General features: G+C 69.9%; 15 protein-coding genes. 13 read left to right on the forward strand and 2 right to left on the reverse strand.

Annotated elements, in window-relative coordinates:
- The first annotated feature begins 375 nt into the window (after positions 1-375).
- The 6 genes from ACIHCQ_RS23560 (at position 376) to ACIHCQ_RS23585 (ending at position 8497) form a co-directional block, all read left to right on the forward strand.
- The gene (locus ACIHCQ_RS23560) at positions 376-987 is read left to right on the forward strand and encodes a hypothetical protein (RefSeq protein WP_399665572.1); all 612 of its coding nucleotides are present in this window, start codon (positions 376-378) and stop codon (positions 985-987) included.
- Positions 984-1535, forward strand: coding sequence for a YkgJ family cysteine cluster protein (locus tag ACIHCQ_RS23565; protein WP_399665575.1), 552 nt, complete (start codon positions 984-986; stop codon positions 1533-1535). Before ACIHCQ_RS23560 ends, ACIHCQ_RS23565 begins: the two co-directional genes overlap by 4 nt.
- Positions 1535-2599: a sugar-binding transcriptional regulator gene (locus tag ACIHCQ_RS23570; RefSeq protein WP_399665578.1), complete on the forward strand. Its 1065-nt coding sequence runs from the start codon at positions 1535-1537 to the stop codon at positions 2597-2599. The genes ACIHCQ_RS23565 and ACIHCQ_RS23570 overlap by 1 nt, the downstream gene beginning before the upstream one ends.
- A gap of 184 nt (positions 2600-2783) precedes the next feature.
- The gene (locus ACIHCQ_RS23575; protein WP_399665581.1) at positions 2784-3599 is read left to right on the forward strand and encodes a type VII secretion system-associated protein; all 816 of its coding nucleotides are present in this window, start codon (positions 2784-2786) and stop codon (positions 3597-3599) included.
- Positions 3596-6802, forward strand: coding sequence for a hypothetical protein (locus ACIHCQ_RS23580; protein WP_399665584.1), 3207 nt, complete (start codon positions 3596-3598; stop codon positions 6800-6802). The genes ACIHCQ_RS23575 and ACIHCQ_RS23580 overlap by 4 nt, the downstream gene beginning before the upstream one ends.
- A gap of 483 nt (positions 6803-7285) precedes the next feature.
- A complete protein-coding gene (locus ACIHCQ_RS23585; RefSeq protein WP_399665587.1) occupies positions 7286-8497 on the forward strand; it encodes a hypothetical protein in 1212 nt (403 codons plus the stop codon).
- A 136-nt stretch (positions 8498-8633) separates the two neighbouring features.
- Here the strand turns inward: ACIHCQ_RS23585 and ACIHCQ_RS23590 are convergent, their stop codons facing one another.
- Entirely contained in the window at positions 8634-11948 is a 3315-nt protein-coding gene (locus ACIHCQ_RS23590) for a right-handed parallel beta-helix repeat-containing protein (RefSeq protein WP_399665589.1), read from the reverse strand.
- Positions 11949-12031: 83 nt separating this feature from the next.
- Here ACIHCQ_RS23590 and ACIHCQ_RS23595 point away from each other — a divergent pair, with 83 nt between their 5' ends.
- Positions 12032-13273 carry a S8 family serine peptidase gene (locus tag ACIHCQ_RS23595; protein ID WP_399665592.1) on the forward strand — a complete coding sequence of 414 codons (1242 nt, stop codon included), beginning with the start codon at positions 12032-12034 and terminating at the stop codon, positions 13271-13273.
- A 71-nt stretch (positions 13274-13344) separates the two neighbouring features.
- Here ACIHCQ_RS23595 and eccCa read toward each other — a convergent pair whose 3' ends face one another.
- Positions 13345-17337 carry a type VII secretion protein EccCa gene (gene eccCa, locus ACIHCQ_RS23600; protein WP_399665595.1) on the reverse strand — a complete coding sequence of 1331 codons (3993 nt, stop codon included), beginning with the start codon at positions 17335-17337 and terminating at the stop codon, positions 13345-13347.
- A 298-nt stretch (positions 17338-17635) separates the two neighbouring features.
- On the opposite strand from eccCa, the gene eccD reads away from it, so the two are divergent.
- The 6 genes from eccD to ACIHCQ_RS23630 form a co-directional block, all read left to right on the forward strand.
- Complete coding sequence (eccD, locus tag ACIHCQ_RS23605; protein WP_399665598.1) at positions 17636-19033, forward strand: type VII secretion integral membrane protein EccD; 1398 nt, start codon at positions 17636-17638, stop codon at positions 19031-19033.
- 26 nt (positions 19034-19059) lie between these two features.
- Entirely contained in the window at positions 19060-20532 is a 1473-nt protein-coding gene (gene eccB / locus ACIHCQ_RS23610; RefSeq protein WP_399665601.1) for a type VII secretion protein EccB, read from the forward strand.
- Positions 20533-20914: 382 nt separating this feature from the next.
- Positions 20915-21292, forward strand: coding sequence for a hypothetical protein (locus ACIHCQ_RS23615; RefSeq protein ID WP_399665604.1), 378 nt, complete (start codon positions 20915-20917; stop codon positions 21290-21292).
- A gap of 73 nt (positions 21293-21365) precedes the next feature.
- Positions 21366-21686, forward strand: coding sequence for a WXG100 family type VII secretion target (locus ACIHCQ_RS23620; RefSeq protein ID WP_399665606.1), 321 nt, complete (start codon positions 21366-21368; stop codon positions 21684-21686).
- Between the two features lie 165 nt (positions 21687-21851).
- Complete coding sequence (locus tag ACIHCQ_RS23625; protein ID WP_399665609.1) at positions 21852-22298, forward strand: type VII secretion system-associated protein; 447 nt, start codon at positions 21852-21854, stop codon at positions 22296-22298.
- 58 nt (positions 22299-22356) lie between these two features.
- On the forward strand, positions 22357-23864 hold a 1508-nt coding region (locus ACIHCQ_RS23630), incomplete at its 3' end, for an AAWKG family protein (RefSeq protein WP_399665612.1).

A 23864-nucleotide genomic window follows, 5' to 3' on the forward strand; every position in this document is an offset into this window, starting at 1 on the left:
TGAGTTGGCCCGCAGTTGGCCCTGATGATGCTTCCGGCTGGCACCGTGACTCCGTTGGCCGCCTTGACTCGGAAACCAGGAACGGACACGCGACTCGCGCATCGCACCGAAGACGCCGCCGCGGGCGAGAATTACTGCCCTTACGGGGGCACCCCCCTCTGCCCTCCCGATGTAACAACAGGCGCGTAACATCGAACTGATGGCCATGGGGTGGGAGTTGTCTGTGGGGTGCAAAGGGTTGAAGACCGATCTGGCTCCTGGGAGCGCGGCAGAGGCGGTTCGCAGGGCCGAGTTATCGGCGCCCGTGGTGCGCCGGTGGCCCTCGACGGCCTTGGCACTCCACGGTGAGGTGCGACTGTGACCCAAAGGAGCGATGTGTTGACAGCGGGCAGTACGCCGGGTGCGCGCGCCGAATGGCACGCTTCCCGGGCAGAGAACCTCTGTACCCGCGGGGCCCGTTACGTCACCGGCTCGGACATCGTCCGCGTCTCACGCGCTCTCGCTCTTGAGCCGTGGCATGTGACGCAGACCGCGCCCGCCGCCGCCGACGATCCGACAGGGATCCTCACGGACGGCGGCCGGCGGAGGGTGAACCTGAGGCTGGCGAACGGCCCGCAAGGCTGTCTCTTCCTCCTGCGCACTTCCGGCGGACTCGGCCACTGCGGGATCGGAGAACTCGCGCCGGTCTCCTGCCGGGCATTCCCCGCGCAGCTGGGAGAGGGCGCCTCCCCGGCCCCGAGGAATCCGGCGGACGGGGCACCGCGGTTGTCCGAGCGGGACCTCGACCAGGAGACACTGGCGGAGGCGAAGCGCGGATGGGCCGCGGACCGCGACGACTGGTTCGACGTCGTCAAACGGTGGAACGCGCTGCCCGACGAGTCCGGGTCCGACGACGAGCCCGATATCCGCGTTTTCCAGCGCTACCTCCTGGAGACGTACACCGCCCGTGAGGCGGAGACGGCAAAGTCGGGGGAGGCGGCGTCGTGAACGGAAGCGGAGTCAATGTCGCCGGCTGTGCGGGCTGCACGGGTGACTGCTGCCGGAGATACAAGGTCGGAGTGACCGGCGCGGACATCCGCAGGCTCGCGGCCGGGATCGCGCAGCACCCCGAGGAGTTCATCACCCTGCTGGAGGACGACGACGGCTTTCGTCTGAAGGCCGATGGGCCGACCCTCAACCCGTACCTTGTCCGCAGGCCGAAAGGCGGCGGCTGTGTGTTCCTGATGGAGATCGCCCCCGGAAAGGCCCGCTGCGGTGTGTACGCCCATCGCCCGCTGGTGTGCAGCAACTTCCCGACGACCCTTCAACGGGGCGCGGTGGGAATCCGTCAGGACACCGTCTGCGGACCGGACTCGTGGAACCTCGCCGCGATGGAACTCGCCACCTACCGGCGTGATCTGGAGCGTAACCGCGAGGCATGGGCCGAACACCGGCGCTTCGCGCGGACATGGAACAAGGGCGTCGATGCCGGCACACGGGAGAGAACCCCCCGCGAACTCTACGACTACCTGCTCGGTCCGACCCGGATCGGCTGATGAGACCGCAGAGGGACGACATGGGCGAACACCGCGAGGCGGAGGCTCCCTTCGCGATGATCGACAAGCTTCTTGCCGCTTCCGTCGCCAGACGCTTCTACCTCGAAAACCAGTCGAAGGTGGATATCGCCAAGGAATTCAACATCAGCCGCTTCAAAGTGGCCCGCCTGCTCGATGTCGCTGTGGCCCACGACATCGTGCGGATCGACATCACCGTCCCGGTCGAGATCGACGCCCCGCTCTCGCAGGCTCTGACCGAGCGCTTCGGACTGCGCCATGGCATCGTTGTCAATCTGGCCCGGAGCCAGGGCGGCGGGGTGGCTCCGGCGGACACGGGCCAGGTCAGCCGCTGGCTCGGCACAGCGGCGGCGCGGCTGATCTCGGAGATCGCCGAGGAGGGCGACGTCCTCGGTCTTGACGCAAGCTGTGCGGTGGAAGCACTCAGCGAGGCGGTCACCCGGCTGCGTTCCTGCGAGGTGGTCCAGTTGACCGGAGTGCACGGGCAGGACTTGGCCAATGACGCCGCGGTCGCCGCGGTCCGCCGTACCGCCGCGGCCGGTCGTGGCCGGGCTTTTCCCCTCTACGCCCCGTTCATCCTGCCGAACGCGCCGACGGCCTCCATCCTCAGAAGCCAGCCGGCCATTGCGGAGACGCTGGCCCAGTTCGGCCGGGTCACCAAGGCCGTCGTCGGTATCGGCGCGTGGGATGCCTCGCTCTCGACGGTGTACGACGCCCTGACGGAACAGGAGCGCGAGACGTACCGGGTGTTCGGAGCGTGCGCCGACGTGGCCGGCCACGTCTTCGATGAGGACGGCCAGGTGATTCCCGCGGAGCTGAACGCCCGCATGATCTCCATGAGCGCCGCCCAACTCCGCGGCGTTCCGGAGCTGATCGGTGTCTCGGGCGGTGCGCGGAGCGCCGAGGCGGTCCGCGCCGTTCTGAAATCCGGGCTGCTCACCGGTGTTGTCACGGACGCGACGACCGCACGTCGCCTCCTGTGGTACGACGGCCCGGACAACACGCCGCGGGCGAAAGACGCGAACATGGTGGAATCGGCCACGTGAGACCGTCGTGCGGCACACCCCGGTTCTTCTTCCCGGCTGTTCCCGAGTTGCCCCTCATGCGACCGCGCCGAGTCGACCCTTCCCCTTCCACTTCCTCTTGCTCGTCCCGCCGTATTCCGGTCGCCGCACAGGCAGCGGGTTTCGCGTGACCGACCAGCTACCGATCCAACGAGTGAGGACAGCAATGGCCCAGAGCGACGGCGCGGACGAAGGGCTTCCGTCCGTTCCGGACGAGATCCGCGAGGCGGGCAGGCTCGCGCCCGACCACTGGTTCGGGGTGGTCGATCCGATGTGGTCCGGGGAAGGGAAGCCCCCCGAGTGGGCGTCGGTCGGCCGGTGGCGTTCGGGGCTGGACGGCGAGATCGAGGAGTGGGAGGACAACCCGGAGTACCGGCCGTCCCCCAGCGCGCTCGGCTGGCCCGAGCCGGAGGATGAGGTGGACCGGGCCATCCAGCTCGCCGCGACCGGCTACGGGCCCGGCGAGGCGGTGACTCAGGCGCTTCTCGGCCGTGAGGTGGCTGTACTGACCGGCCCGGCCGGCGGCCCGCTGAGCGCCGTGACCCCGGAAGGAACCCCGGTCGTCCCGCTGTTCACCTCGCCGGTGTTTCTGCACACCGCCGGCCGTTTCGCCTTCGAGATGGTCAACGTCAACGACCTCGTGGGGCAGCTTCCCGAGGGGCACGCGCTCTATCTGAACCCCTCCGGCCCCGTCAGCATGACTCTGGAACCGGACGCCGTGCGCGACGCGGTCCGGGACGGCGTACGGGACGGTGGTGTACGGGGGCGTCCCGTGCCCACCGTCAGCGGTGACGCCGGGGCAGCCGCACCGATCGCACCGATCGCACCGATCGCACCGATCGCACCGACCGCACCGACCGCAACGACCGCAACGACCGCCTCAGCAGTCCAGGCCGTCTCGCCCGCGCTCGGCAACGAGCGGGCCGACGCCGCACCGGCGACCACGGAGGGCGGCCCCCAGCCACGGGGGGCGGACGCGTGAGCCGTTGGTCAGACGCCATCCAGCGCCGGCGAGCCACGTCCGGTACGGCGCGTGGCACCCGGAATCCGGTCGCGGCCCCGAGCGGCGTCGCCGGACGCCCGGGGGCAGCGGGCACCCCTCCTGTCGAGGACATCGACGGCCTTCTGCTGGTGCGTTCGGTCGAGGACGACTCCTTCCCGCTGGCCACCCTGGCCGAAGTGGCCCATGCCGTCAGCGTGGACAAGGACGTCGTCACGGTGATGGTCGGCTCCGCCGCCGGGGACGGGCCTCCCGAAGCCGACCTCTGGTCCCGTCTGGGTGCTCTCCTCGACTCGCTCCGCGCGAAGGGCACCCGTCGGGTCCGGCTCGTCATGTCCGGTGCCGGTGACGACCAGCCGGACCGGCCCTGTGTGGCCCGTAGGATCGCCGACGCCTGGGAGCTGGAAGTGATGGCACCCGACGGTGCCGTCCTGATCACACCCGGGGGCGCGCTGTTCGTCCACGGAAACTCCCGGCCCGGAAGCGGATGGTGGCGCTTCGCGCCCGGCGCGGCACCCCGGAAGCTGGGCCCGCGCGCCCCGGCACCCGCCTGGCAGGAGGCACTGGGCCGGGTGCCCTCGCGCACGACGGGCGGCTGTGTGGTGGAGCAGATACCGGCGGGCGTGCTGATGCGTCCGGCCGACGCCCCCGCGCCGGACCTCGACGACCTGTGCTTCGCGGTGCCCGCCGACTTCGAGCGCCCCACCGTCCTGGTCGGCGCCCCGCAGGCGGAGGACGTCGCGGCCGACGAAGTGGCCGCCGTGCTCGCGGCGTTGCCGGTGGCGCAGCGGTCCCGCGTCCGTCTCGCCCCGGGGGGCCGCCGTGATCTGCTGCGGCTCGGCCACTCGGTCGCCGACATGCTGGGCAGCGAGGTGGAAGTACTCACGGGCCTGCCGTTGCTCGCCGACCACGCACCGCCCGGAACGGCCCCCAGGCCGACCCTGGTGGGAGCCGACGGGAAACCGAGCTGGCAGCCGTTCGTATCGTCCGTGGCCTGTAGGCCCGCCGACGCGGAGGGCAGGATTCCGGCCCCCCGGCTGGTGGGAAGCCATCCGCCCGCCTGGATACCCGGTGGCACGGAACCGGGCACCGTACTGCTGACGAACCGCTGGCAGGCCACGATGACCCGGGCCGGACTCGCCCTGTGGGAACGGGACGGCCCCCGCCCTCCGCTGGCGGGGCTGTCCGTGGACCCGGATACCTGCGCCATCGAACTGGGCGCACCGGGACAGCCGCTGGACGACTCGCTGTTGCCCGCGCTGTCCCGGCTCCTGGTCGGCCTCGGGGCCGAGGCCCGGGCGAAGGCCACGCTGCTGGTGCGCGGCAGGCTCATGACTGGGGAGGGTGAACTGCGCCGACTGGCGGCCGAACACGGCGTACCGGGCATTCGCTACGTCACCGCCCGGCCCGCCGGACTCCCCGGGCCTGCTCCACGCCGGCCCGGTACGGCGCAGCGCCCGGCCGCGGGCGCCGCACCGGCGGGAAGGGCGCCGGCCCTTGCCGCGCCACTGTCACCGGCGTTGGCACCGGCATCGGCGATACCTACTGTGCAGCTTTCCTCCTCGTCCGGGCCCACGGGACACGGGCCCGCGGAGCCTGCCGGAACGACGGTCCAGGCCGCTGCCTCCGCCGGGGAATCCGGTGACGGGACGACCGGCCGTACGGTCCGGGTGCCAGGTTCGGGGCCCCGTGCGGACTCCGGCGTACGTACGCCGCTGAGACCCCGTACTGCCGCGGCGGAGCCTGCGCCGCCGGAGGGCGGGTCCGGTGATACATCGCTCGCCGACCCCTCGGCGCTCAGTGCGGAGGCCGGCGAGGAGCCTGACCGTGCGTCGGCAGCCGGTACGGTCGTCGGCGCGATGGCGCCCGTGTCCGGTCATACGCCGCCCGAGCGCGGCGGTGGCGGCGCAGCGGAGAGCCCCGGTCGGGAAGAACGTGACCCGGCACCAGGTCCTGTCGCGAGCGTGGAGCCGGAGGGTGGGCCGGACGGCGAGGGCGGGGCGGTTGCCGGTGTGTTGGGGCACCCAACCGGTGGTTCAGGTGCCGATGAGGGGGCCGACACTGCCGGTGGTGGTGCATCGGAGAGTCCCGGTGGCGGAGGGCGTGCCCCGGCGGCGACAGCTGTTGTGGCGAGCGTGGCACCGGAGGGCGGGCCCGACAGCGGCGCCGGGGCGGTTGCCACCGTGCTGGGGCGCCCGCCCGGTGGTTCAGACACCGATACGGCGGATGCGGCCGATGAGCAGCCCGACCGCGTCGAAGGCGGCGAACCGGAGAAGCCCGGCCGTCGGGCACCCGCCCCGGCGCGCCCGGCCCCGGTGAGGTCGGCACGGGCACCGAGGCGACCGACCGCACAGGCCCCGGTGGCACCCGCACCCATCGCACCCGCACCGGTAGCACCGGCCCCCGCGGTGCGGACCGCACCCCTTCCGTTCGTTCCCGGCCACGTCAGCGGTGTCGCCGAACGAGCGGAGTTCCGCGACTTCGCCGCGGCCGTCTGGGAACGGCATGCCGCCGCCGTCTCCCGAGTGCTCACGCGGATGCCCGCCCTGCGCGGCCACGAGCTGGAGGCGGCGAGGATCGACCTCATCGCCGCGCACGCCTATCTCACCACCGAGGAAGGGCCGTTGCACCATCGCGAGCTGGTCCGGGACCTGCGCACCGGTGAGGGGCGCCTGCTGCCCTACGCCGGGTGTCTGGCGTCCGCCCTGCGGCGGCTGCCCTCCTACCGGGGTGTGGCGCTGCGCTGCGGGGACGCGGCCGGGCCCGCGCTCGAGGTCGGCTCCCTGCTGCAGGAGCCGGGGCCGGTCAGCGCGCTGGCCCGGCCATCGGCTCCTCCTGCCGGGGCCTTCGTGCGCTATGCGATCTGGTCCGTCACCGGGCGCAAGGTGCGTCAGCTGCTCGATGCGCCGGCCGGATCCCCGGACGCGTACGACGAGATCGTCTTCGTGCCCGGGACCGGCTTCCGGGTACTGGGAGTACGGACCGTGTCCGCCGGTTCCTCCGTGGTGCTGCTGCGCGAGCTCCCCGGAAACGCGACCGCCTATATGGACGGCGCGGAGGAACTGAGCCCGCTGGACTTGAAGGCGCTCGCGCACCTCGAAGAAGCGCTCGCCAAGGACCTCCCTGCCGGGGAGGGCCGGAGCTGGCCGGAGCGCTGCGCCGGGGCGGTGGGCCATGGCGGGTAGGGCGTGTGGTGGAAGGAGCTCCCCCTGGACTTCGTCCGGGGGGGACCCCCAGTCCGCCCGCAGGGCGGACCCTGCGGCGTCCGGTGCGTGCCATCGCAAGGCGGTGGGGGCCTCACCCTGGCTTCGCCGGACCTCCACCCAGCGGTGCTGGGCGAGTGCGCGTCAGGCGTGGCGAAGCCAGGGGGTCCCGCTGGCTTCTCCCCCGTAGCCGCGCACGGGAGCTAGCCCCAGGGACCCCCACCGGACGCAGCCCAAGGGGAGGGACTTCCACAACACGCCCCGGCCCGGCGTGCGTTCAGAGAACACCCCGGGCAGCCCGGGACCGCACCACTTACACGTACAAGGCAAAGGAGAATGATGACAAGTCGCCAGAACCGATCCTCCCCCGATGGATCGTCGCCGGGTTCCTCGGCTCCAGGGAGCGGGGATCCGTCGGTCGCCACGGGCGGGCCGTCGGTCCGCAGGTCGGTCGCGCTGGGGTCCGTGGGAGCGGACCCGGGCGGGCTCCTTGCACCTGCCACGCCGCCGTCCGCCAACGCGGCGCGGAGTGCGGGCGAGGAGCCGGTACGGCCGCGACCGGACGTCTCGTCGGGTGGGACGGCGACCGTGCCCGCGCAGCCCGCCGCCACGAGCGGTACGACAGAGGGCGAAGCGGAGGCAGGCGCGGCTACCGGCGCGGCGGCCTCGCGGCAGCAGCAGCCCGCGGCGGCAGCGGGCGCGGGCGCGAGCAGCCGGGCGCAGGCGTCGGCCGCGGGCGCGGCTGCCCCGGACGCCCGGGCCGCAGCCGCAGCCGCGGCCTCAGCGGGCGAGGCCTCCGGTGACGGAGCCGCGCGGGGGGAGGGCGAACCGCCCTCCGGGAACCCGAAGAAGCCGCTGCTCGCGGCCGCGGGCATCGCGGGCGTGGTCCTTCTGGCCGTGCCGCTGCTGATCTGGGCCACGGACGACTCCGAGAAGAAGAAAGACACCGTGTCGGCGGCCGCCAATTCCGACACCATGCTCAACGATGAACCTCTGAACGCGCCGCCGGGCGACTACGCCCCGGCGAAACCCACAGCGCAGCCGACGACCGCGAAGCCCTCCGCCGAGGCGAAGGCCAAGGCCAAGGCCGCGCCGGCGAGTTCGGCTCCGACTGTCGTTCCCCCGCCGCCCCCGGCGCCCCCGGCGCAGAACAAGGCCGAAGCGCCGGTGGTCAAATCGACGCCTGCGAAGGAGGAGACGTACAAGCCCCCGCCGAACACCGCGTCGCTCGCTGTCATGCAGCTGGCCACGCAGAACCCGGGCCGGCACATCTGCTACCGGGCCTATGTCAAGGACATCGGCTGGCAGCGCGCGGTATGCGATGGCGGCACAGCGGGCACGACGGGACAGAATCGCCCCATCCAGGCCCTCAACATCGCCGTGTCCGGAACCAACGGTACGGCGGCCACCGCATGGACCCAGGCACAGGGATATAAAAAGGACTGGACGTCCGCGCGCGACGGCGGCGACCTCTACCTCGGAAACGCCACGAAAGGGGCCCCGAACCTGGGGGGCTTCGCGATCAATGTCGGTTCGAAGGTTATCTGCCAGAACGCGCACCTGAACATCAGGGGATGGGGGGGCCTGAAATGTGACAACCCCGGCGGTGAGAATTTCATTTTCGGCGGGAGCCTGGAGAACGCGTACTGGCTCGAAGCCGTCAGGTTCACCGTGTGATGCCGTTCGCCCGGTCGACGCGTGACGGAACGCCGCGTACATGACCAGCGACGAAAACGCCCGCCGGATCGGCCTTCCCGGCGGGCGTCTTTCTTTACAGGCTTTACAGGCTTTACAGGGCGGCTTGTCGGCGCTGTTAGGGGCGGTCCCCGTACGGCAGATCTTCGGGAAGCAGCGTGGTGAGGTCGGCGAGGCGGGGCGACTGAAGCCCGCCGAGCCGACGGGCCTGGCTGGTCATCATGGTCTCCAGCAGCTGGCGGGCGAGCCGGGCGTTGCCGAAGGAGCGGTCCCGGGGGATCGCGTCCACATGGGCGCGCAGCGTCGCGAGAGTATCGGCGCCGCACTCGTAACCGGACGCGGTGGCGTGCCGGGAGACGATGGTGACCAGTTCCTCCGTGCTGTAGTCCTCGAACTGCACATACTTGGAGAACCGGGAGGCCAGCCCGGGGTTGGACGCGAGGAAGCGCTCCATCTCCTCGGTGTATCCGGCGACGATGACCACGACCTCGTCGCGGTGGTCCTCCATGAGTTTCAGGATGGTGTCGACGGCCTCGCGGCCGAAGTCGTTGGACGATCCCTCGGGGGTGAGGGTGTAGGCCTCGTCGATGAACAGCACGCCTCCCAGCGCGCTGTTGAAGACCTCCTTGGTGCGCTGAGCGGTGTGCCCGATGTACTGGCCCACCAGGTCGGCGCGGGCCACTTCCACCAGGCCGGCGCGGGGCAGCACCCCCAGCGAGTGCAGGAGCTTGGCGTACAGCCGGGCGACGGTGGTCTTTCCGGTGCCGGGAGGCCCGGTGAAGACCAGATGGTTGCTGATCCTGGGGCTGGGCAGCCCCGCCGCGACCCGCTGCCGGGCGTTGGACAGCAGACTGACCAGATCGGTCACCTCCCGCTTCACCGCCCCGAGACCCACCATGGCCGTCAGCTCGGCCATCGGGTCGGCCGAGTCGTCCGCACTCTGCGGTGTTCCGTCGACGGCTGCCGCCTCCGCGTCCCCGACGTCCTGCGGCAGCAGCAGCGTCAGGTCGTTCTCGTCAGGGTCCGCCATGGACGCGAGCCGGAACGACTGCCGGTCCACCATGTCCTCGAAGACCCCGCGGGCCGCCCGGCCGTTGCCGAAGGAGGCGTCGCGCGTCATCCCCTCGAAGCGTACGGTCAGCGCCTCCCGGGTCAGCGGCCCAAGTTCGAACTGGTGCCGGCCGCACATGCTCTCGGTGATGGTCACCAGCTCGTCCACCGCGTAGTTGCCGAACTCGATGGTGCGGGTGAAACGGGAGGCCAGCCCCGGGTTGGCGGACAGGAACGACTCCATCTGCTCGGAGTATCCGGCCGCCACCACGACCACGTCGTCGCGGTGGTCTTCCATGAGTTTCAGGATGGTGTCGACGGCCTCGCGGCCGAAGTCGTTGGACGATCCCTCGGGGGTGAGGGTGTAGGCCTCGTCGATGAACAGCACGCCTCCCAGCGCGCTGTTGAAGGCCTCGGTGGTCTTGATGGCCGTACCGCCGATGATCTGGGCCACCAGATCGGCGCGGGCGACCTCGACCAGATGCCCGCTCCGCAGAACGCCCAGGTCCGCGAGGATGCTCCCGTACAGCCGGGCGACGGTGGTCTTTCCGGTGCCGGGCGGCCCGGAGAAGATCAGATGGCGGCTCATCGAAGGGACCGGCATGCCGAGCCGGCGGCGGCGTTCCGCGAGCTGGTTGAGGTTGACCAGCGTGTTCACCTGGTGCTTGACGTTCTGCAGGCCGATGAGCGCTTCCAGATCGTCCAGCGGGGTCTGTGGCGCGGAGCCCTTCTCGGACCGGCCGCCCGGGGCCCCGCTCTCGCCCGTCAGCTCGGCATTCTCGCCCCAGCTGTCCGCCGCGCCGTTGTCGGCGCTGGTCAGGAACTCGACCGAGAGCCGGTCGCCGCCGCGGCTCTGCCGCAGCCCCGAACCGCGGTTGTCGCGCACCACGCAGCGGTTGAGGTGGACCGGCTCGGCGCTGTCGACCCGTACGCCGTCGCCCGTGCTCCCGGTGATCTCGCAGGCGGTGAGCGAGGCCCGGCCGCCGTGCGCCACCTGGATGCCGTGGGCCTTCGATCCGCTCACCCGGACCCGGTCCAGCGCGACTTCGCCGCCGTCGCGGATATTGACACCCGAGTCGGCGCTGTCGCTGATCTCGCAGTCCCGCAGGGTTCCCCGTCCGCGCTCGCCGATGATGACGCCCGAACGGGCGGCGGAGCGCAGCACGGTGTCGCTGATCTCGGGGTCCGCGTCGTCGTCGACGCTCAGCGCGCAGCCGCCCGCGGACTCGATCTCGCAGTGCTCAAGACGGCCGCGGCCGTCGTCGGTGATCTCGATGCCGTGGCCGCCCGCCCCGATGACCCTGGTGTGGCGCAGCAGGGGGTTGGCGGAGGAGCGTATGGAGATGCCGACCCCGGCCGCGTCCAGTACGTCCAGGCGCTCGAACTCGGCCGTGGAGTTGTCGGCCAGCAGCACCGCCCCGGTGGTGTCGGCGCAGTCGCTCACCACCGTGTCCCTCAGCAGGGGAGAGCTGCCCTCGACGACCCGGATGGCGGGCTGCGCCGAGGTGTGGAACTCGCACCCCTCCAGGTTTCCGCGCGAGCGGTCGAGGACGAGCAGTCCGCTGTGCTTGGTGCGCCGGGTGACACAGCGGCGCAGCAGCGGGTCGGCCCCGCCCGAGATGACGATGGCGCTCTGGGCCATGGACTCGAACGAGGTCTCCTCGATCTCGGGGCGCGACAGGCTGGTCACGAGCAGGCCCACCGAGGTGTGGTGGACGGTGGAGCGCAGGACCCGGGTCGAGCTGTGGCCCTCCAGGGCGATGGCGGGCTTGTCGGTGCCGGAGATGTCGCAGCTGTCGATGGTGCCCCCGGACTCACCGCTGGCGAGGACGCCGTTGGCCCGCGCGCCACGTATCTTGCAGTCGCGGATGAGGGGCCGGGCGCTCTCGCCGATCACCACCGCGGAGGTGCCGAAGTTCTCGAAGACGCAGTCCTCGATGATGCTTTCGGTCTCCGAGGAGTCGACGATCCCGGCACCGCCGGGATTGCTGATCCGGCAGCCGCGGGCGGCCAGCGAGCCCTTGCCGCGGACCAGCAGGGCTGTCCACCCTGAACCCGTCACGGAGCATCCGTCGAGGGCGGCCTGGCCGGCCGGTATGTCCACGACCGCCAGCTCCTTGTCGCGTCCGCGCAGGGTCAGACCGCTGAGCATGACCGCGTCGGCCATGAGGCTGACGGCGGTGCCGGCGCGCGGGCAGATCTCGACAGCGCCGGGCTCGCCCTCGGCGACGATCGTCACCCGGTTCCTGATGACGAGATTCTCGGCGTAGCGCCCGGGGCGCACCCGGATCACCGCGCCGGTGCGCGCCTGGGCCAGTGCCTCACCGATCGTCGGAAAACTGTCCGTCCGTTCCGGGCAGACCGTGAGTATTTGCCGTGCCACGCGCCTCAAACCTCCTGGTATTTCTGGGTCTTTGGCCTGCCCAGTGCGTGCACCTGAGTATGGCATCCACATATCATGTGATAATGCGAAGCACCATGAAATACAGGTATGCGGGCCTCGTGCTGGCTTTCACGGTCATCCTGCCAGTCGCCTGCGCGCCCGCCTTCGCCGCGCAGGACGGGCCGTCGGCGGCTCCGACCGGCGACCCGGGAGCCACGCTGCTGCCGCCGCTGCCGCTGCGCCTCGGCAAGGACAACCCGTGCACCGAGCCCTCCCAGGAGACGGCCACCGGAGCGGCGTGGTCGCAGACAGCTCTCGGTCTTGCGCGGGCCCAGCGGATCTCCCAGGGAGCCGGCGTGACCGTCGCGGTGGTCGACACCGGTGTCGCCGCCGGTGTGCCGAGCCTGGCCGGCCGGGTGACGGCCGTCGGCGGGGCGGGCGAGGACTGCGTGGGCCACGGCACCTTCGCCGCGGGTCTCATCGCCGCCGCCCCGGAGAAGGGCAGCGGAATCACCGGGATCGCCCCCAAGGCCGCGATCGTCGCCCTGCGGGGGACCGACGACCGCGGTGTGCCGTCCCCGGCGCTCGTCGCCCTCGGCATTCGTACGGCGGCGGACCGGGGCGCGCAGGTCATCTACGTCGGCCACACCCTGCGTACGGGAATGGCGGAGCTCACCGCCGCCGTCGCCCACGCCACGGAGCGCGACGCGCTCGTGGTCGCCCCCGCCGCCCCGGACGCCGTGCCCAAGGAGGAACTCGGGCCCAACAACGTGATGCCGAAGGGCCCGTACTGGCCGGCGGCCGTGCCGGGCGTGCTGGCCGTCGTGGACTTCGGCCCCAACGGCGTACGGCAGGCGAGCGCTCCGCCCGCCCACGAGCCGGATCTGTCGGCGCCCGGCAGCTCCATGGTCAGCGCCGGGCCGGGCGGCTCCGGTCACTACATCGGCTCCGGCGCGTCGCTGGCCGCGGCCGGTACGGCGGGGGCCGCCGCACTCGTACGGGCGTACCAGCCCGAACTGACCGCGGCGGAGGTCACCCGGAAGCTGCTCGCGACCGCCTATCCGGCGGACACCCCAAGGCTCGACCCCTATGCCGCGCTGTCCCTCGTTCCGGAGCAGAACAAGCCGCAGTACGCGGAGGCCGTCCCCGCGCATCTGCCCGAGCCCGCCGACCCCGGCCCCCTGAACCGGGGCCTGGCAATCGCCGGCGGGGGACTGATGGTCGTCCTGCTGGTGGGGGCCCTGGCCGTGGTGCTTCCGCGCGGCCGGGCCAGGGGCTGGATGCCGCCCGGCCGCAGGCCGGAGGATGCTTCCGCCGGGCAGTAGGGCCACCGGGAGCCGGGTGCCTGCCGGGGTCCGGGCCGGGGCGGACCGTACCGCGTACCACGTGGGGGACATCAGCGCTCGTCCCCCAGCGGGGTTTGTATCTGAAGTGACTTGCGCCGTGCGATGCGCACGGCCCGTCCCGGGATCAGCTCGCGACCCTTCACACTGCCGAAGAGATACCCCTCACTCGGCGGGCAGGACATCAGCAGGCCCGGCGTGTTGACCTCCAGGAGCCTGCGCAGCAGCGCCTCGTTGAGACCACGCCCCGCGCCCGCGGAGGAACGTGCCACGATCATGTGCAGGCCGACCTCGTGGCCCAGCGCGAGATGGTCGAGCAGGGGGGCGAACGGCTGCGCCATGGGACCGCTGCCGATCATGTCGTAGTCGTCGACCAGGATGAACAGCCTCGGCCCCGACCACCAGTCGCCCAGCCTCATCCGCGACGGGGCGATGTCCTCCCCCGGGACCCGCTGCCTGACCGCCCTGGCCACCCCGTCCACGAGGTCCTTGAGTATGTCCATGGACACGGCGTGTCCGAGCCGGTACTCCTCGGGGACGGCCTCCACCAGCTCCCGGCGGTAGTCCACCGTCATGATGCGGGCCTCGGCGGGTGTGTACCGCTCGGTGATGCCCTTGGCGATCACCCGCAGCAGATTGGTCTTGCCGCACTCGCTGTCGCCCACCACGATCATGTGCGGGTTCTCGGAGAAGTCGTGCCACACCGGCGCGAGTTCGTTCTCGTCCAGGCCGATGGCGATCCGCAGGCCGTTGTCGCCCGCAGGCGCGGGGAGCTCGGCGAGGGGCAGACTGGTCGGCAGCATCCGTACCCGCGGCGCGGTCGGGCCCGTCCAGTTCTCGCTGATCGCGGAGACAAGACCGGCGACGCCGTCGGCGAGGTCGTCGGCGTCCTCGACCCCGTCCACGCGCGGCAGCGCCGCCAGATAGTGCAGCTTCTCGGGCGTCAGGCCCCGGCCGGGGCTGCGCGGAATCGTCGCCGCCTTGCGGGAGTCGATCTGGGAGTCCATCGGGTCACCCATCCGCAGCTCCAGCCGGGTGCCGGTCTGGTCGCGCACGGAGGACGACAGCTCCACCCACCGCGCCGTGGTGATCAGCAGATGGACGCCGTAGTTGAGACCGCGGGCGGCCAGCGCGTTGAAGGTGGGAAGATGCCGGTCGAAGTCCTGGCGCACCGTGGACCAGCCGTCGATCACCAGGAAGATGTCGCCGTGCGCCTCGTCGGGGAACTCGCCCGCCGCCCGCCGCCTGCGGTACGTGGGCATGGAGTCGATGCCCTCTTCGAGGAAGAACCGCTCCCGCTTGCTGAGCAGCGTGCTGACCTCGGCGATCGTACGGCCCACCCGCTCGGCGTCCACGCGTGCCGCCACCCCGCTCATATGGGGCAGCTCGGCGAGGGCGGCGAGGGTGCCGCCGCCGAAGTCCAGGCAGTAGAACTGCACTTCGCGCGGGGTGTGGGTGAGCGCGAGCGCGGTGATGAGCGTCCTCAGCAGGGTGCTCTTGCCGCTCTGCGGACCGCCGGCGATGGCCACATGGCCCCCGGCCGCCGACAGGTCCACCGTCAGCAGATCACGGAGCTGGTCGAACGGCCGGTCCACAATGCCCACCGGTACGGTGAGCCTGCCCCGCAGCGGCCAGTCGGCCGTGGTCAGGCCGTACCGCCGATCGGGTGCCAGCGGAGGCAGGATCTGGTCCAGGGTGGACGGGTCGGAGAGCGGCGGCAGCCACACCTGGTGGGCGGGCGGCCCCGAGCCGCGCAGCCGGTCCAGCGCCACCGACAGCAGGGTCTCGCCGGTGTCCTCGTCGGCGCCCTCCGGCTCCGGTTCCTCCTCGCCGCCCCCGCCCGTGCCGTCCGGGTCCGCGGGCGCGCGCGGCACCACCCAGTCCGCCGTCCACGGCACCACCTGGCGCGCCACCTGCGCCTGGACGACGGCGCGGCGGCGCTGGTACGGGCCCGAGACATACGCGGCACGGAACCGCGTCAGCGCGTCGACACCGCTCTTGAGGAAACCGGCGCCCGGCTGACCGGGCAGTTCATAGGCGTCCGGCACGCCCAGCACACCGCGGCTCTCCATCGCGGAGAAGGTGCGCAGACCGATCCGGTACGACAGATGGCTCTCCAGCTGGTGCATACGGCCCTCGTCGAGCCGCTGCGAGGCGAGCAGCAGATGCACCCCGAGCGAGCGCCCGAGCCGGCCGATCATGACGAACAGCTCCATGAAGTCGCGGTGCGCCGAGAGTAGTTCGCTGAACTCGTCGACCACGACGAACAGGCTGGGCAGCGGCGCCAGCGGGACCCCGGACTGCCGCGCCTTCTCGTACTCCAGGGCGGAGGTGTAGTTGCCCGCGGCGCGCAACAGTTCCTGACGGCGAATCAGCTCGCCGTGCAGGGCGTCCTGCATACGGGCGACCAGCGACACCTCGTCGGCGAGGTTGGTGATGACCGCGGAGGTGTGCGGCAGCTCGTCGAGGCCCAGGAAAGTGGCGCCGCCCTTGAAGTCGACGAGGATGAAGTTCAGCGTCTCGGAGGAGTTGGTGAGGGCGAGGGACAGGACGAGCGTGCGCAGCAGCTCGCTCTTGCCGGAGCCGGTGGCGCCGATGAGCATGCCGTGCGGTCCCGTACCGCCCTGCGCGGACTCCTTGATGTCCAGCTCCACGGGCCGCCCCTCGCCGCTGACCGCGATGGGGACCCGGAGCCGGGCGCTGCCGGTGTACCGCTCCCAGAGCGAGGCCGGCTCGTGCAGGTGCAGATCGGGAATGTTCAAGAGCGCGGTCAGCTCGACGTCGTTGGAGAACGGCTTGGAGTCGTCGCCGCCGCCCACGCTCATCCGGTAGGGCGCGAGCAGCCGGGCGAGTGCCAGCGCCCCCACCGGTCCGAACCTGTCAGGCCTGCCGAGCACCGTCGACTGCTCCTTGCGGTCACGGTCGGTGCGCACCAGCGCGACGCTGTCCTCGTCCACCTCCAGACGCAGGGTGGTACGCCCTGGCTTCCAGGCGAGAGACCCCGTGATGTCGAGTACGACCGCGTTGCGGAACCCGGGCCCGTCGAAACGGTGGCCCGCGGGCAGGGCGCAGCCGTCGATCACGATGACCGTGTAGGGCTCCTCCCGCCCGGGGGCCGCGTCGGGGTCGGCGCCCGGACGCTCCTGGAACTCGGCGCCGAGCAGATTCTCCAGCTCGTTGAAGGCGGAGGTGATCATACGAGTCGGGCCCGCGCCGTCCTCCTCGTACCGGTGGAGGCTGTGCGGGAGCCACTTCGCCCACTCCCACTCGGACCGCCGCTCGTCCGACACGCACAGCGCGATCCACAGGTCGTCGGGGGAGTGGAAGACCGCCAGCTGACCGAGCAGACCGCGCACCAGACCGCGTATCCGCTCCTCGTCACCGCGGAAGAGCACCTTCGACCAGGCGCGCAGATAGATCGCGATGGGCTGGTCGCGTACGGTCGAATAGGCCCGGGTGAAGCTGCGCAGCGCGTGCGCGGCCAGGGGGTCGAGGTCCTCGACGGGCTTGGTCGACAACGGGGTCAGCTTCATCGCCAGGCGCTGGTCGCCGACGGCTATCCGGACCTCCCCGAAGTCCTCGTCGGACGTCCGGCGCTCCCACAGCCGGGTGGAGCGCACGAAGGACGACAGCGCGTCGGGCTCGGGGTGGCGCCAGGAGAGGGCGCGCTGCTGATCGACGATGGATCCCCGCACCGTGCGCCGTGTCTGGCGCAGATAGCGCAGGTAGTCGCGGCGGTCGCCCTTCGTCCGCTGCTTGCGCTCGGCGTTGCGCTTCATCACCTGACCGATCATCATGCCCGCGGAGGCGATCACCATCACGCCCAGCGCGATATAGATGAAACCGCCGCTGGACTTCGCCATACCGGGCCGCATGAACATCAGCATCATGGAGATGGACATCAGGGCCATCGGCAAGTAGGTCCATACCGCGGAACTGTCCGGCACGACTTCGGGAAGTGTCGGCGGCTCCTGAAGGCTCAGTTCTCCGGACGGCAATTCCGGGCCTCTGCGGCGGGCCGGCCGGCGGAACAGGATCACGCTCAACGAATGCTCTCCTCGGTGATTCCGAACAATTCCGTGACAACGACGCGGAGGGAGCCGGTGGTTACCGGCACAATCGTCGCGCGTAAGGGTTCGCGGTCGGCGGCGGGGAAGCGAGATGGCTTGCATTGCGGATGAAGTAGAGTCTCGCGTGCCGCCGCCGATCTTCCCGAATGGGCGCTGTGGCACGCTGTGTTCTTCAGCGGTGTTGCGAAAGGGACCGGCGGATCACCGAACGCGTCGGCGCGTACCACGCCCGACTTCCCGTCACATGTCAGCGGAAAGCGTGAACCCGAAGCCCATGACTGAAACTAAGACGGCAAATCTGTGCCGCGTCACCGTACGTGCTCCGTCCAGGACCATCGACCTGGCTGTGCCCTCCGATGTCTCCGTCGCCGACCTGCTGCCCACAGTTGTCAGCTACGGAGGCGAGGACCTGGAGGAGTCCGGCCTGGAGCACGGCGGTTGGGTACTGCAACGTCTCGGCGGCCCACCGCTCGACCCCGAGAGTACCTTGGACTCCCTCGGCCTGCGTGACGGCGAGGCCCTTTCTCTGCGGCCACGGGCCGAAGCGCTCCCCGAGGTCCACCTCGACGACCTGGTCGACGGCATTTACACCACCATGCGGCAACGGCCGCACGGTTGGAGCCCGGAAGCCGGCAGACGTCTGCTGCGCGGTCTGGCCGTCGCCACCCTCACGCTGGGCCTCGTCTTCCTGGCCCTGCCGGGCTCGCCCGGCTGGCTGCGGGCACTGGCCGCCGCTGCCGCCGGACTGCTGCTGCTCGCCGGGGCCGGCTCGGCGGCCCGTGCCGTCGGCGACGCCGGAGCGGGTTCGGTGCTCGGCCTCATGGCGGGCCCCTACTTCGCGCTGGCGGGCTGGCTGCTGCCCGGCGGGGAGCTGGGCGGCGCCGGGGGCGACGCAGTGCTGGGCGCGCGGCTGCTGGCGGCCTCCGCCGCCGGCGGCGGCGCGGTGGTGCTCGCGCTGGCGGCGGTCGGCGTGTACCCGGCGCTGTTCCTCGGCACGGCCTCCGTCGCCGTGGCGGGAGCCCTCGGGGCCGTCCTGATCATCCTGGAGCTCTCGCCGGAGCAGGCGGCCAGTGTGGTCGCCGTCGTGGTGGTGCTGTTCGGCGGCTTCGTCCCCTCGCTGTCGTTCAAACTCTCCGGCATGCGGATGCCGCCGCTGCCCACCAACGTCCAGCAATTGCAGCAGGGCATCGACCCGTATCCCGCCTCGGACGTCGAGACCCGCGCCACGCTGGCGGACGGCTGGATGACCGCCTTCTACATGGCCATCGGCCTGATCTGCCTGCCGTGCCTCGCGGTGCTCATGACCGAGCCGGGCCTGCCGGGAGTCCTCACCGTCGTCACCATGTCGTTGCTGTTGCTGCTGCACAGCAGGGGGTTGGGCAACGTCTGGCAGCGGCTCGCGCTGACCACCGCCGGAGCCTGGGGCACGGCCCTGCTGCTGTTCGTGGCGGCGTACGGCCTCGACCCGGAGGACCGGCTGACCCTGACGGCCGGTCTGCTGGCCCTGGCGGCCACGATCACGATCGCCTCATGGACCGTGCCCGGGCGGCGGCTGCTGCCGTACTGGGGACGCGCGGCCGAGCTGCTGCACTCACTCGCCGCCATCAGCATGCTGCCGCTGGTGCTCTGGTCGATGGGCGTGTACGGCATGCTGCGCGGCATCAACGGCTGACCGGCTGATCGGAAGAACGGGCAACCATGCACAGCAAACGGGACCAAGTACAGGCCCATCTCTTCGTCATGGGGAGACTTGCCTCGGCCATGCTGCGGGCCGAGCCCGACGAGCCGGAGAGCCCCCTGGGCAGAACCAACCGCGGTGCCGTGATAGGCGTGCTCATCGCCCTGCTGGTGTGCGCAGGGGCCTTTGTCTTCGGGCTCATCAAGCCGGGCGGGAACGACTCCTGGCGCACCTCGCAGAACCTGATCGTCGACAAGCAGACAGGCGCGCGCTACCTCTATCTGGACGGTCGGCTGCGCCCCGTACGCAACTACGCGTCGGCCCAGCTGATCGCCGGCAAACCCCTCGGCGTCACGACCGTGGGCACCGGCTCGCTCGCCGGCACACCGCACGGGACGCCGCTGGGCATCCCGGACGGCCCCGAGGCGCTGCCGGCCACCCGTGATCTGGACAGCAAGCCGTGGCTGGTGTGTTCCGGCGTCCTCCCGAGGACGACGGGCGTCGTCATGGCGACCACCACGCTCGCGCTCGGCACGGACGAGCCGAAGGACGTACCGGGCGGGCGCCGACTCGGCGAGGGGGAAGGCCTGTTGGTCGCCGGGCCCGGCTCAACCACGTATCTGCTCTGGCAGGGCAGCCGGCTGCGCCTGGACGGGCGGACGAACGCGGCTGAGACGCTGGGGTACGGGAACGTCACCCCCCGCCCCGTTTCGGCGGCGTTCCTCGACGCCTTCCCCCAGGGACCCGATCTGGCCCCGGTCGATGTGCCGGGCAGAGGCACGCAGGGGCCCGCGCTGGCGGGCCGGAGCACGAAGATCGGACAGCTCTTCCTCGTCGACGTACCCGGCTCCACTGCCCAGTACCACGTGCTGCGACAGGAGGGACTCGTCCCGCTCACGGCCACTGGCGCGGCCCTGCTGCTGGGCGACCCTCAGACCCGCGCGAAGGCGTACGGGGGGGCCGCCGCGACCGTGGCGAGGCTCGGGTCCGACGCGCTGACCGGGGCTCTCGCCCCGCGCTCCGAGGACACCGCGGCGAGCTCCGCGAAGCTGCCCGAGAAGCCGCCGAAGGCGGTCGAGGTCGCCGTCGGCTCCGTCGCGTGCGCGGACGTCGACTCCGCGGAGAGCGGCGTACGGGTGGGTACGTCCGTGCTGCCCGAGAGCGCTCTGCCGCAGGTCGTGCAGCCACCGGCCCCTGAGATCGTGCCGGCCTGCCTGAAGGTCGACGCCATCGCCGTGCGAGCCGGAAAGGGCGCGCTGGTGCGGGTGTTGAGCGCGGGCGGCAGCGCACTGGGCGACACCACCTACCTGGTGACGGACGAGGGCGTGAAGTACCGGTTGCTGTCCCAGGAAGGGGTGAAGGCGCTGGGGTACGAGGGTGCCGAGGAGCGGACGATGCCGTCGCCGATGCTGGCCATGCTGCCGAGCGGCCCGGACCTCACTCCGGAGGCGGCCTCCTCGGGAGAGGCGCGGGTGACGCTGCGCTGTCCGTAGAAACAACGGGTATGCGGGAAAAGTCGCCCCGCGGTGGATCCTCCCGTGGGGAAACTTTTGGGTTCTCCGCAGTGACCTCCTGTTAAGTCCGTGTATCCGACCGTGATGCGGAAAGGGAGGCAATGCCCGGTATCTCCGCCTGAAAACACGTCAGCGCTCAGGTGAGCGGTCTGAATTCCGGCCCCCTGCTCAATCGAGCATTCGGGGACAAGGGCAGGGCTGCTGTGGCGGGTTGGGGGACAATTGCCAAACAAGTTGCTGCCTGCTTAGCATCTGGCCACCCCATGTCCCGGCGAGTCGGCGTGCTCGCAGGGCCACCTTGACTGCCCACGGGTGCTATGGGCCCACAGGTCGGTGAATTTCGCCGGAAGGAAGTTCTCTCATGGCCATGCAGCAGTCGGAAGAGCACGCGACACGCAACGGAATCATGGCGCTGGAGCAGGCGTTCAGCGGTGTCCAGCGGTGTCAGCAGGACGTCCAGTCCACGGCGGACACTCTCGCCACGCATTACCAGGGTGCGGACGGTGGGAAGTTCAAGCGGTTGCTTGAGCAGTGGGACGGGCATGTCGACACCATCCTGATCAATCTGGACCGGATGGTCGACGAGCTCAACACCACCCTCACGGAGCACGGTCTGGCGCAGGGTTCCTCGAATGAGGCGATCGATGGGGAGTACACGAGGTCCACGGCCGTGTTCGACGAGCTCAACGGGTACAACGGCCCGGGCGCGGTCGGGGGCGGCACCAACCCCAACGCCTGACCGGCAGGCGCACGATCCCGCCCACGGACCGTAACCGCACACTCACCGTACATGCGGCGAATTGAGGATTCTGATGGATTTCACCGACGGTTATATCTACGTCGACTACAACCAGGCCGAGGGCGCGGCGGACGACATGATCGCCAAGTCGCAGTCCATTATGAGCATCGTCGAGAACCTGGAATCGGAGCTGACGGAGCTCAAGAACAGCTGGATCGGTGACGACAAGGACGTCTACAACGAGGTGCAGGCGAAGTGGGACGGCGCCGTCACGAACATCAAGACGCTGCTCGCCAATCACTCCGCCCTGCTCACCGAGATCTCCGGCAACTATCGGCACACCGAGCAGAGCCTCTCGCAGAGGTGGTCGGACATCAGGATCGGCGGTCGCTGACCGGGCGAGACGGCCGTCTCCCGCCTCTCCCCGCGCCCGGCGGCGCGGGTTGAGCCGGGCGGGAACGGCTGAGCCGACGCTGCCCGGCGCTTGACCGCAGATCTCTGGAGAAACCCGGTGTGCGGGACCGCCCCGGTCCCCGCCGCCGCAGGGAAGGGGAACCACGTGGCCAATGTCACGGTCCTTGACAGCGCATTTCTGACGAAGTTCATCAGCAACCACATCGAACCGTTCGCAGCGACCCTCGAAGCGATTCTCAAAGACAGCCTGAGCGAGGGTCGGGCGATCTCGTTCATCGCCAATGCTGAGAAAACGACGACTACGATTTCCACCACGAAGCCGCTCACCATCGGCGGCATGGCGGGTGAGAAGAGTGCGGCCGGCGGAGGCAAGGTGAACACGGTCATTCAGCAGGAGGCAACCGAGATTCTTCGCATTATCACCGACCAGACAGTGCTCTTCGAGGATTTTGAGGAAGCACTGCGGGAAACTGTCAAACAGCTGGAAAAAGTCCAGGGGGGAAACCTGGAAGGCATCGTCCCGGAGGACTTCATGGACATCTTCGAAGACGTCGACAGTGACCTCGGCAATACCGGTGACGACGAGGAATAGGGCAGTCTGAAGCAATCGCCCGGTTGCCCCCTCTACTACGACCTCGCGGAGCACGGTGATGGCCGAAGAAGCCAATCCCACAGGCAATGCCACTGACAACTGGAGAGAGGTAGTCGCCATGCTCACCGGCTACCTGGTGCCGGAGCGGCATTTGTTGTTCAACACTCTCACGGGGAACGACGGGATCCCGCTGATGCACGTTCGGCTGGATCACGTGGGCGGTCCGGAGTGGGCATCCGGCTTCGAGGGCTCGGGCGGCTGGCATACGAGGAACACCGACTACACCATTCCGTTCTATGGCGCTCACCACAGTGCGGACAGCGTGTCAGATGGGACACAGCTGCACCGCTACCGGGCGTACATCACCATCCTGGGCACCGTCGGGAGCCTGCCGCCGAGTGGGCAGGACGTGGTCGGGGGCGGCCCGTACACGAGCAAGGTCCTGAAGGACAAGGGCGGCTGGAACAAGGAGGGAGAGGCCCTCGACTGGGACACCAAACCCCTGGCCCAGTACGTCCACGGTTCCATGAACGCCCTCTGGGAACTGATGACGCCCCCCTACTCCACCCACGGGTTCAAAAACCGAGACATCAAGGTGGGCGACGAGGCCTACGTCGACCTGGCCTCCTTCACCGAGACAGCCAAGACTTTCGACCGGGTCGTTACATTCTTTGAGAACAGCGCCACCACCGTTGGCAACTGGGACAACGAGGACATCGGTGAGGGCAGTAAGTCGTGGGACGGTACCTCGGCGGCTATTTTCAAGGCGCTCATCCATAAGCTGGCGAGAAATTATGAGGGATACGCCGACCAGATCAGGGGTGACGGCGACAAAACCTCCGTCATCACTGCCATCACTATTGACAATGAGGCGGTGACGTCCCAGCCTGCTCGCGCCCTGGCCGACCTTCAGTGGGTGCTCTACAACCAGGCGAGCAAACTCTACGACGCCTGGCAGGCGTGGAAGCACGAGAGCAGCCCGCAGCGCTGGCTGTACGACATGCTGCAGGATGCCCGCCTGGAACTCTTCGATACCCAGTACAAAAATACTGACTTCACTTCGATAGGCGGGCCGTACTACTACAGAACTGCGGTCGTGGCCAAGGCTGAGTTCGTGAACAGCATTGTGATCAAGGGCACGCACTACGGACCGCCCAGCGATATGGAGACGTGGAAGAAGATAGGCGCAGAGGCTGTGCGCAGGTGGGACAGCTCTGCGCAGAACTTCCTCATCCCGGCGGCGGCCGAGGCAATTGTCGCCATTTCTAAAGCTTTTGCTGCAGCGCACCTGGAGTTTGACGCCACCATAACTGACAAGGATAAGCGTTCTCTTTCGGATATCTCCGCAAAGGAGGAATCGAACAAGGAGAAGAAAGACCTGGATAAAAAGAACGCGGATGCGAAGGCCGAGGCGGACAAGGACAAGGACGAGGCCAAGAAGGAGCGGGACAAGGACAGGGCCGAGGCGGAAAAGGACAAGGACGAGGCCAAGAAGGAGCGGGACAAGGACAGGGCCGAGGCGGAAAAGGACAAGGACGAGGCCAAGAAGGAGCGGGACAAGGACAG

It is taken from the genome of Streptomyces sp. NPDC052236, from assembly GCF_044548015.1.
Lineage (GTDB): Bacteria > Actinomycetota > Actinomycetes > Streptomycetales > Streptomycetaceae > Streptomyces.

Excerpts from the sequence above, each read along its gene's own strand:
- ACIHCQ_RS23570 (WP_399665578.1), top strand. The coding sequence starts at position 1,535 with ATGAGACCGCAGAGGGACGACATGGGCGAACACCGCGAGGCGGAGGCT.
- ACIHCQ_RS23575 (WP_399665581.1), top strand. The coding sequence starts at position 2,784 with ATGGCCCAGAGCGACGGCGCGGACGAAGGGCTTCCGTCCGTTCCGGAC.
- ACIHCQ_RS23595 (WP_399665592.1), top strand. The coding sequence starts at position 12,032 with ATGCGAAGCACCATGAAATACAGGTATGCGGGCCTCGTGCTGGCTTTC.
- eccD (WP_399665598.1), top strand. The coding sequence starts at position 17,636 with ATGACTGAAACTAAGACGGCAAATCTGTGCCGCGTCACCGTACGTGCT.
- eccB (WP_399665601.1), top strand. The coding sequence starts at position 19,060 with ATGCACAGCAAACGGGACCAAGTACAGGCCCATCTCTTCGTCATGGGG.
- ACIHCQ_RS23615 (WP_399665604.1), top strand. The coding sequence starts at position 20,915 with ATGGCCATGCAGCAGTCGGAAGAGCACGCGACACGCAACGGAATCATG.
- ACIHCQ_RS23620 (WP_399665606.1), top strand. The coding sequence starts at position 21,366 with ATGGATTTCACCGACGGTTATATCTACGTCGACTACAACCAGGCCGAG.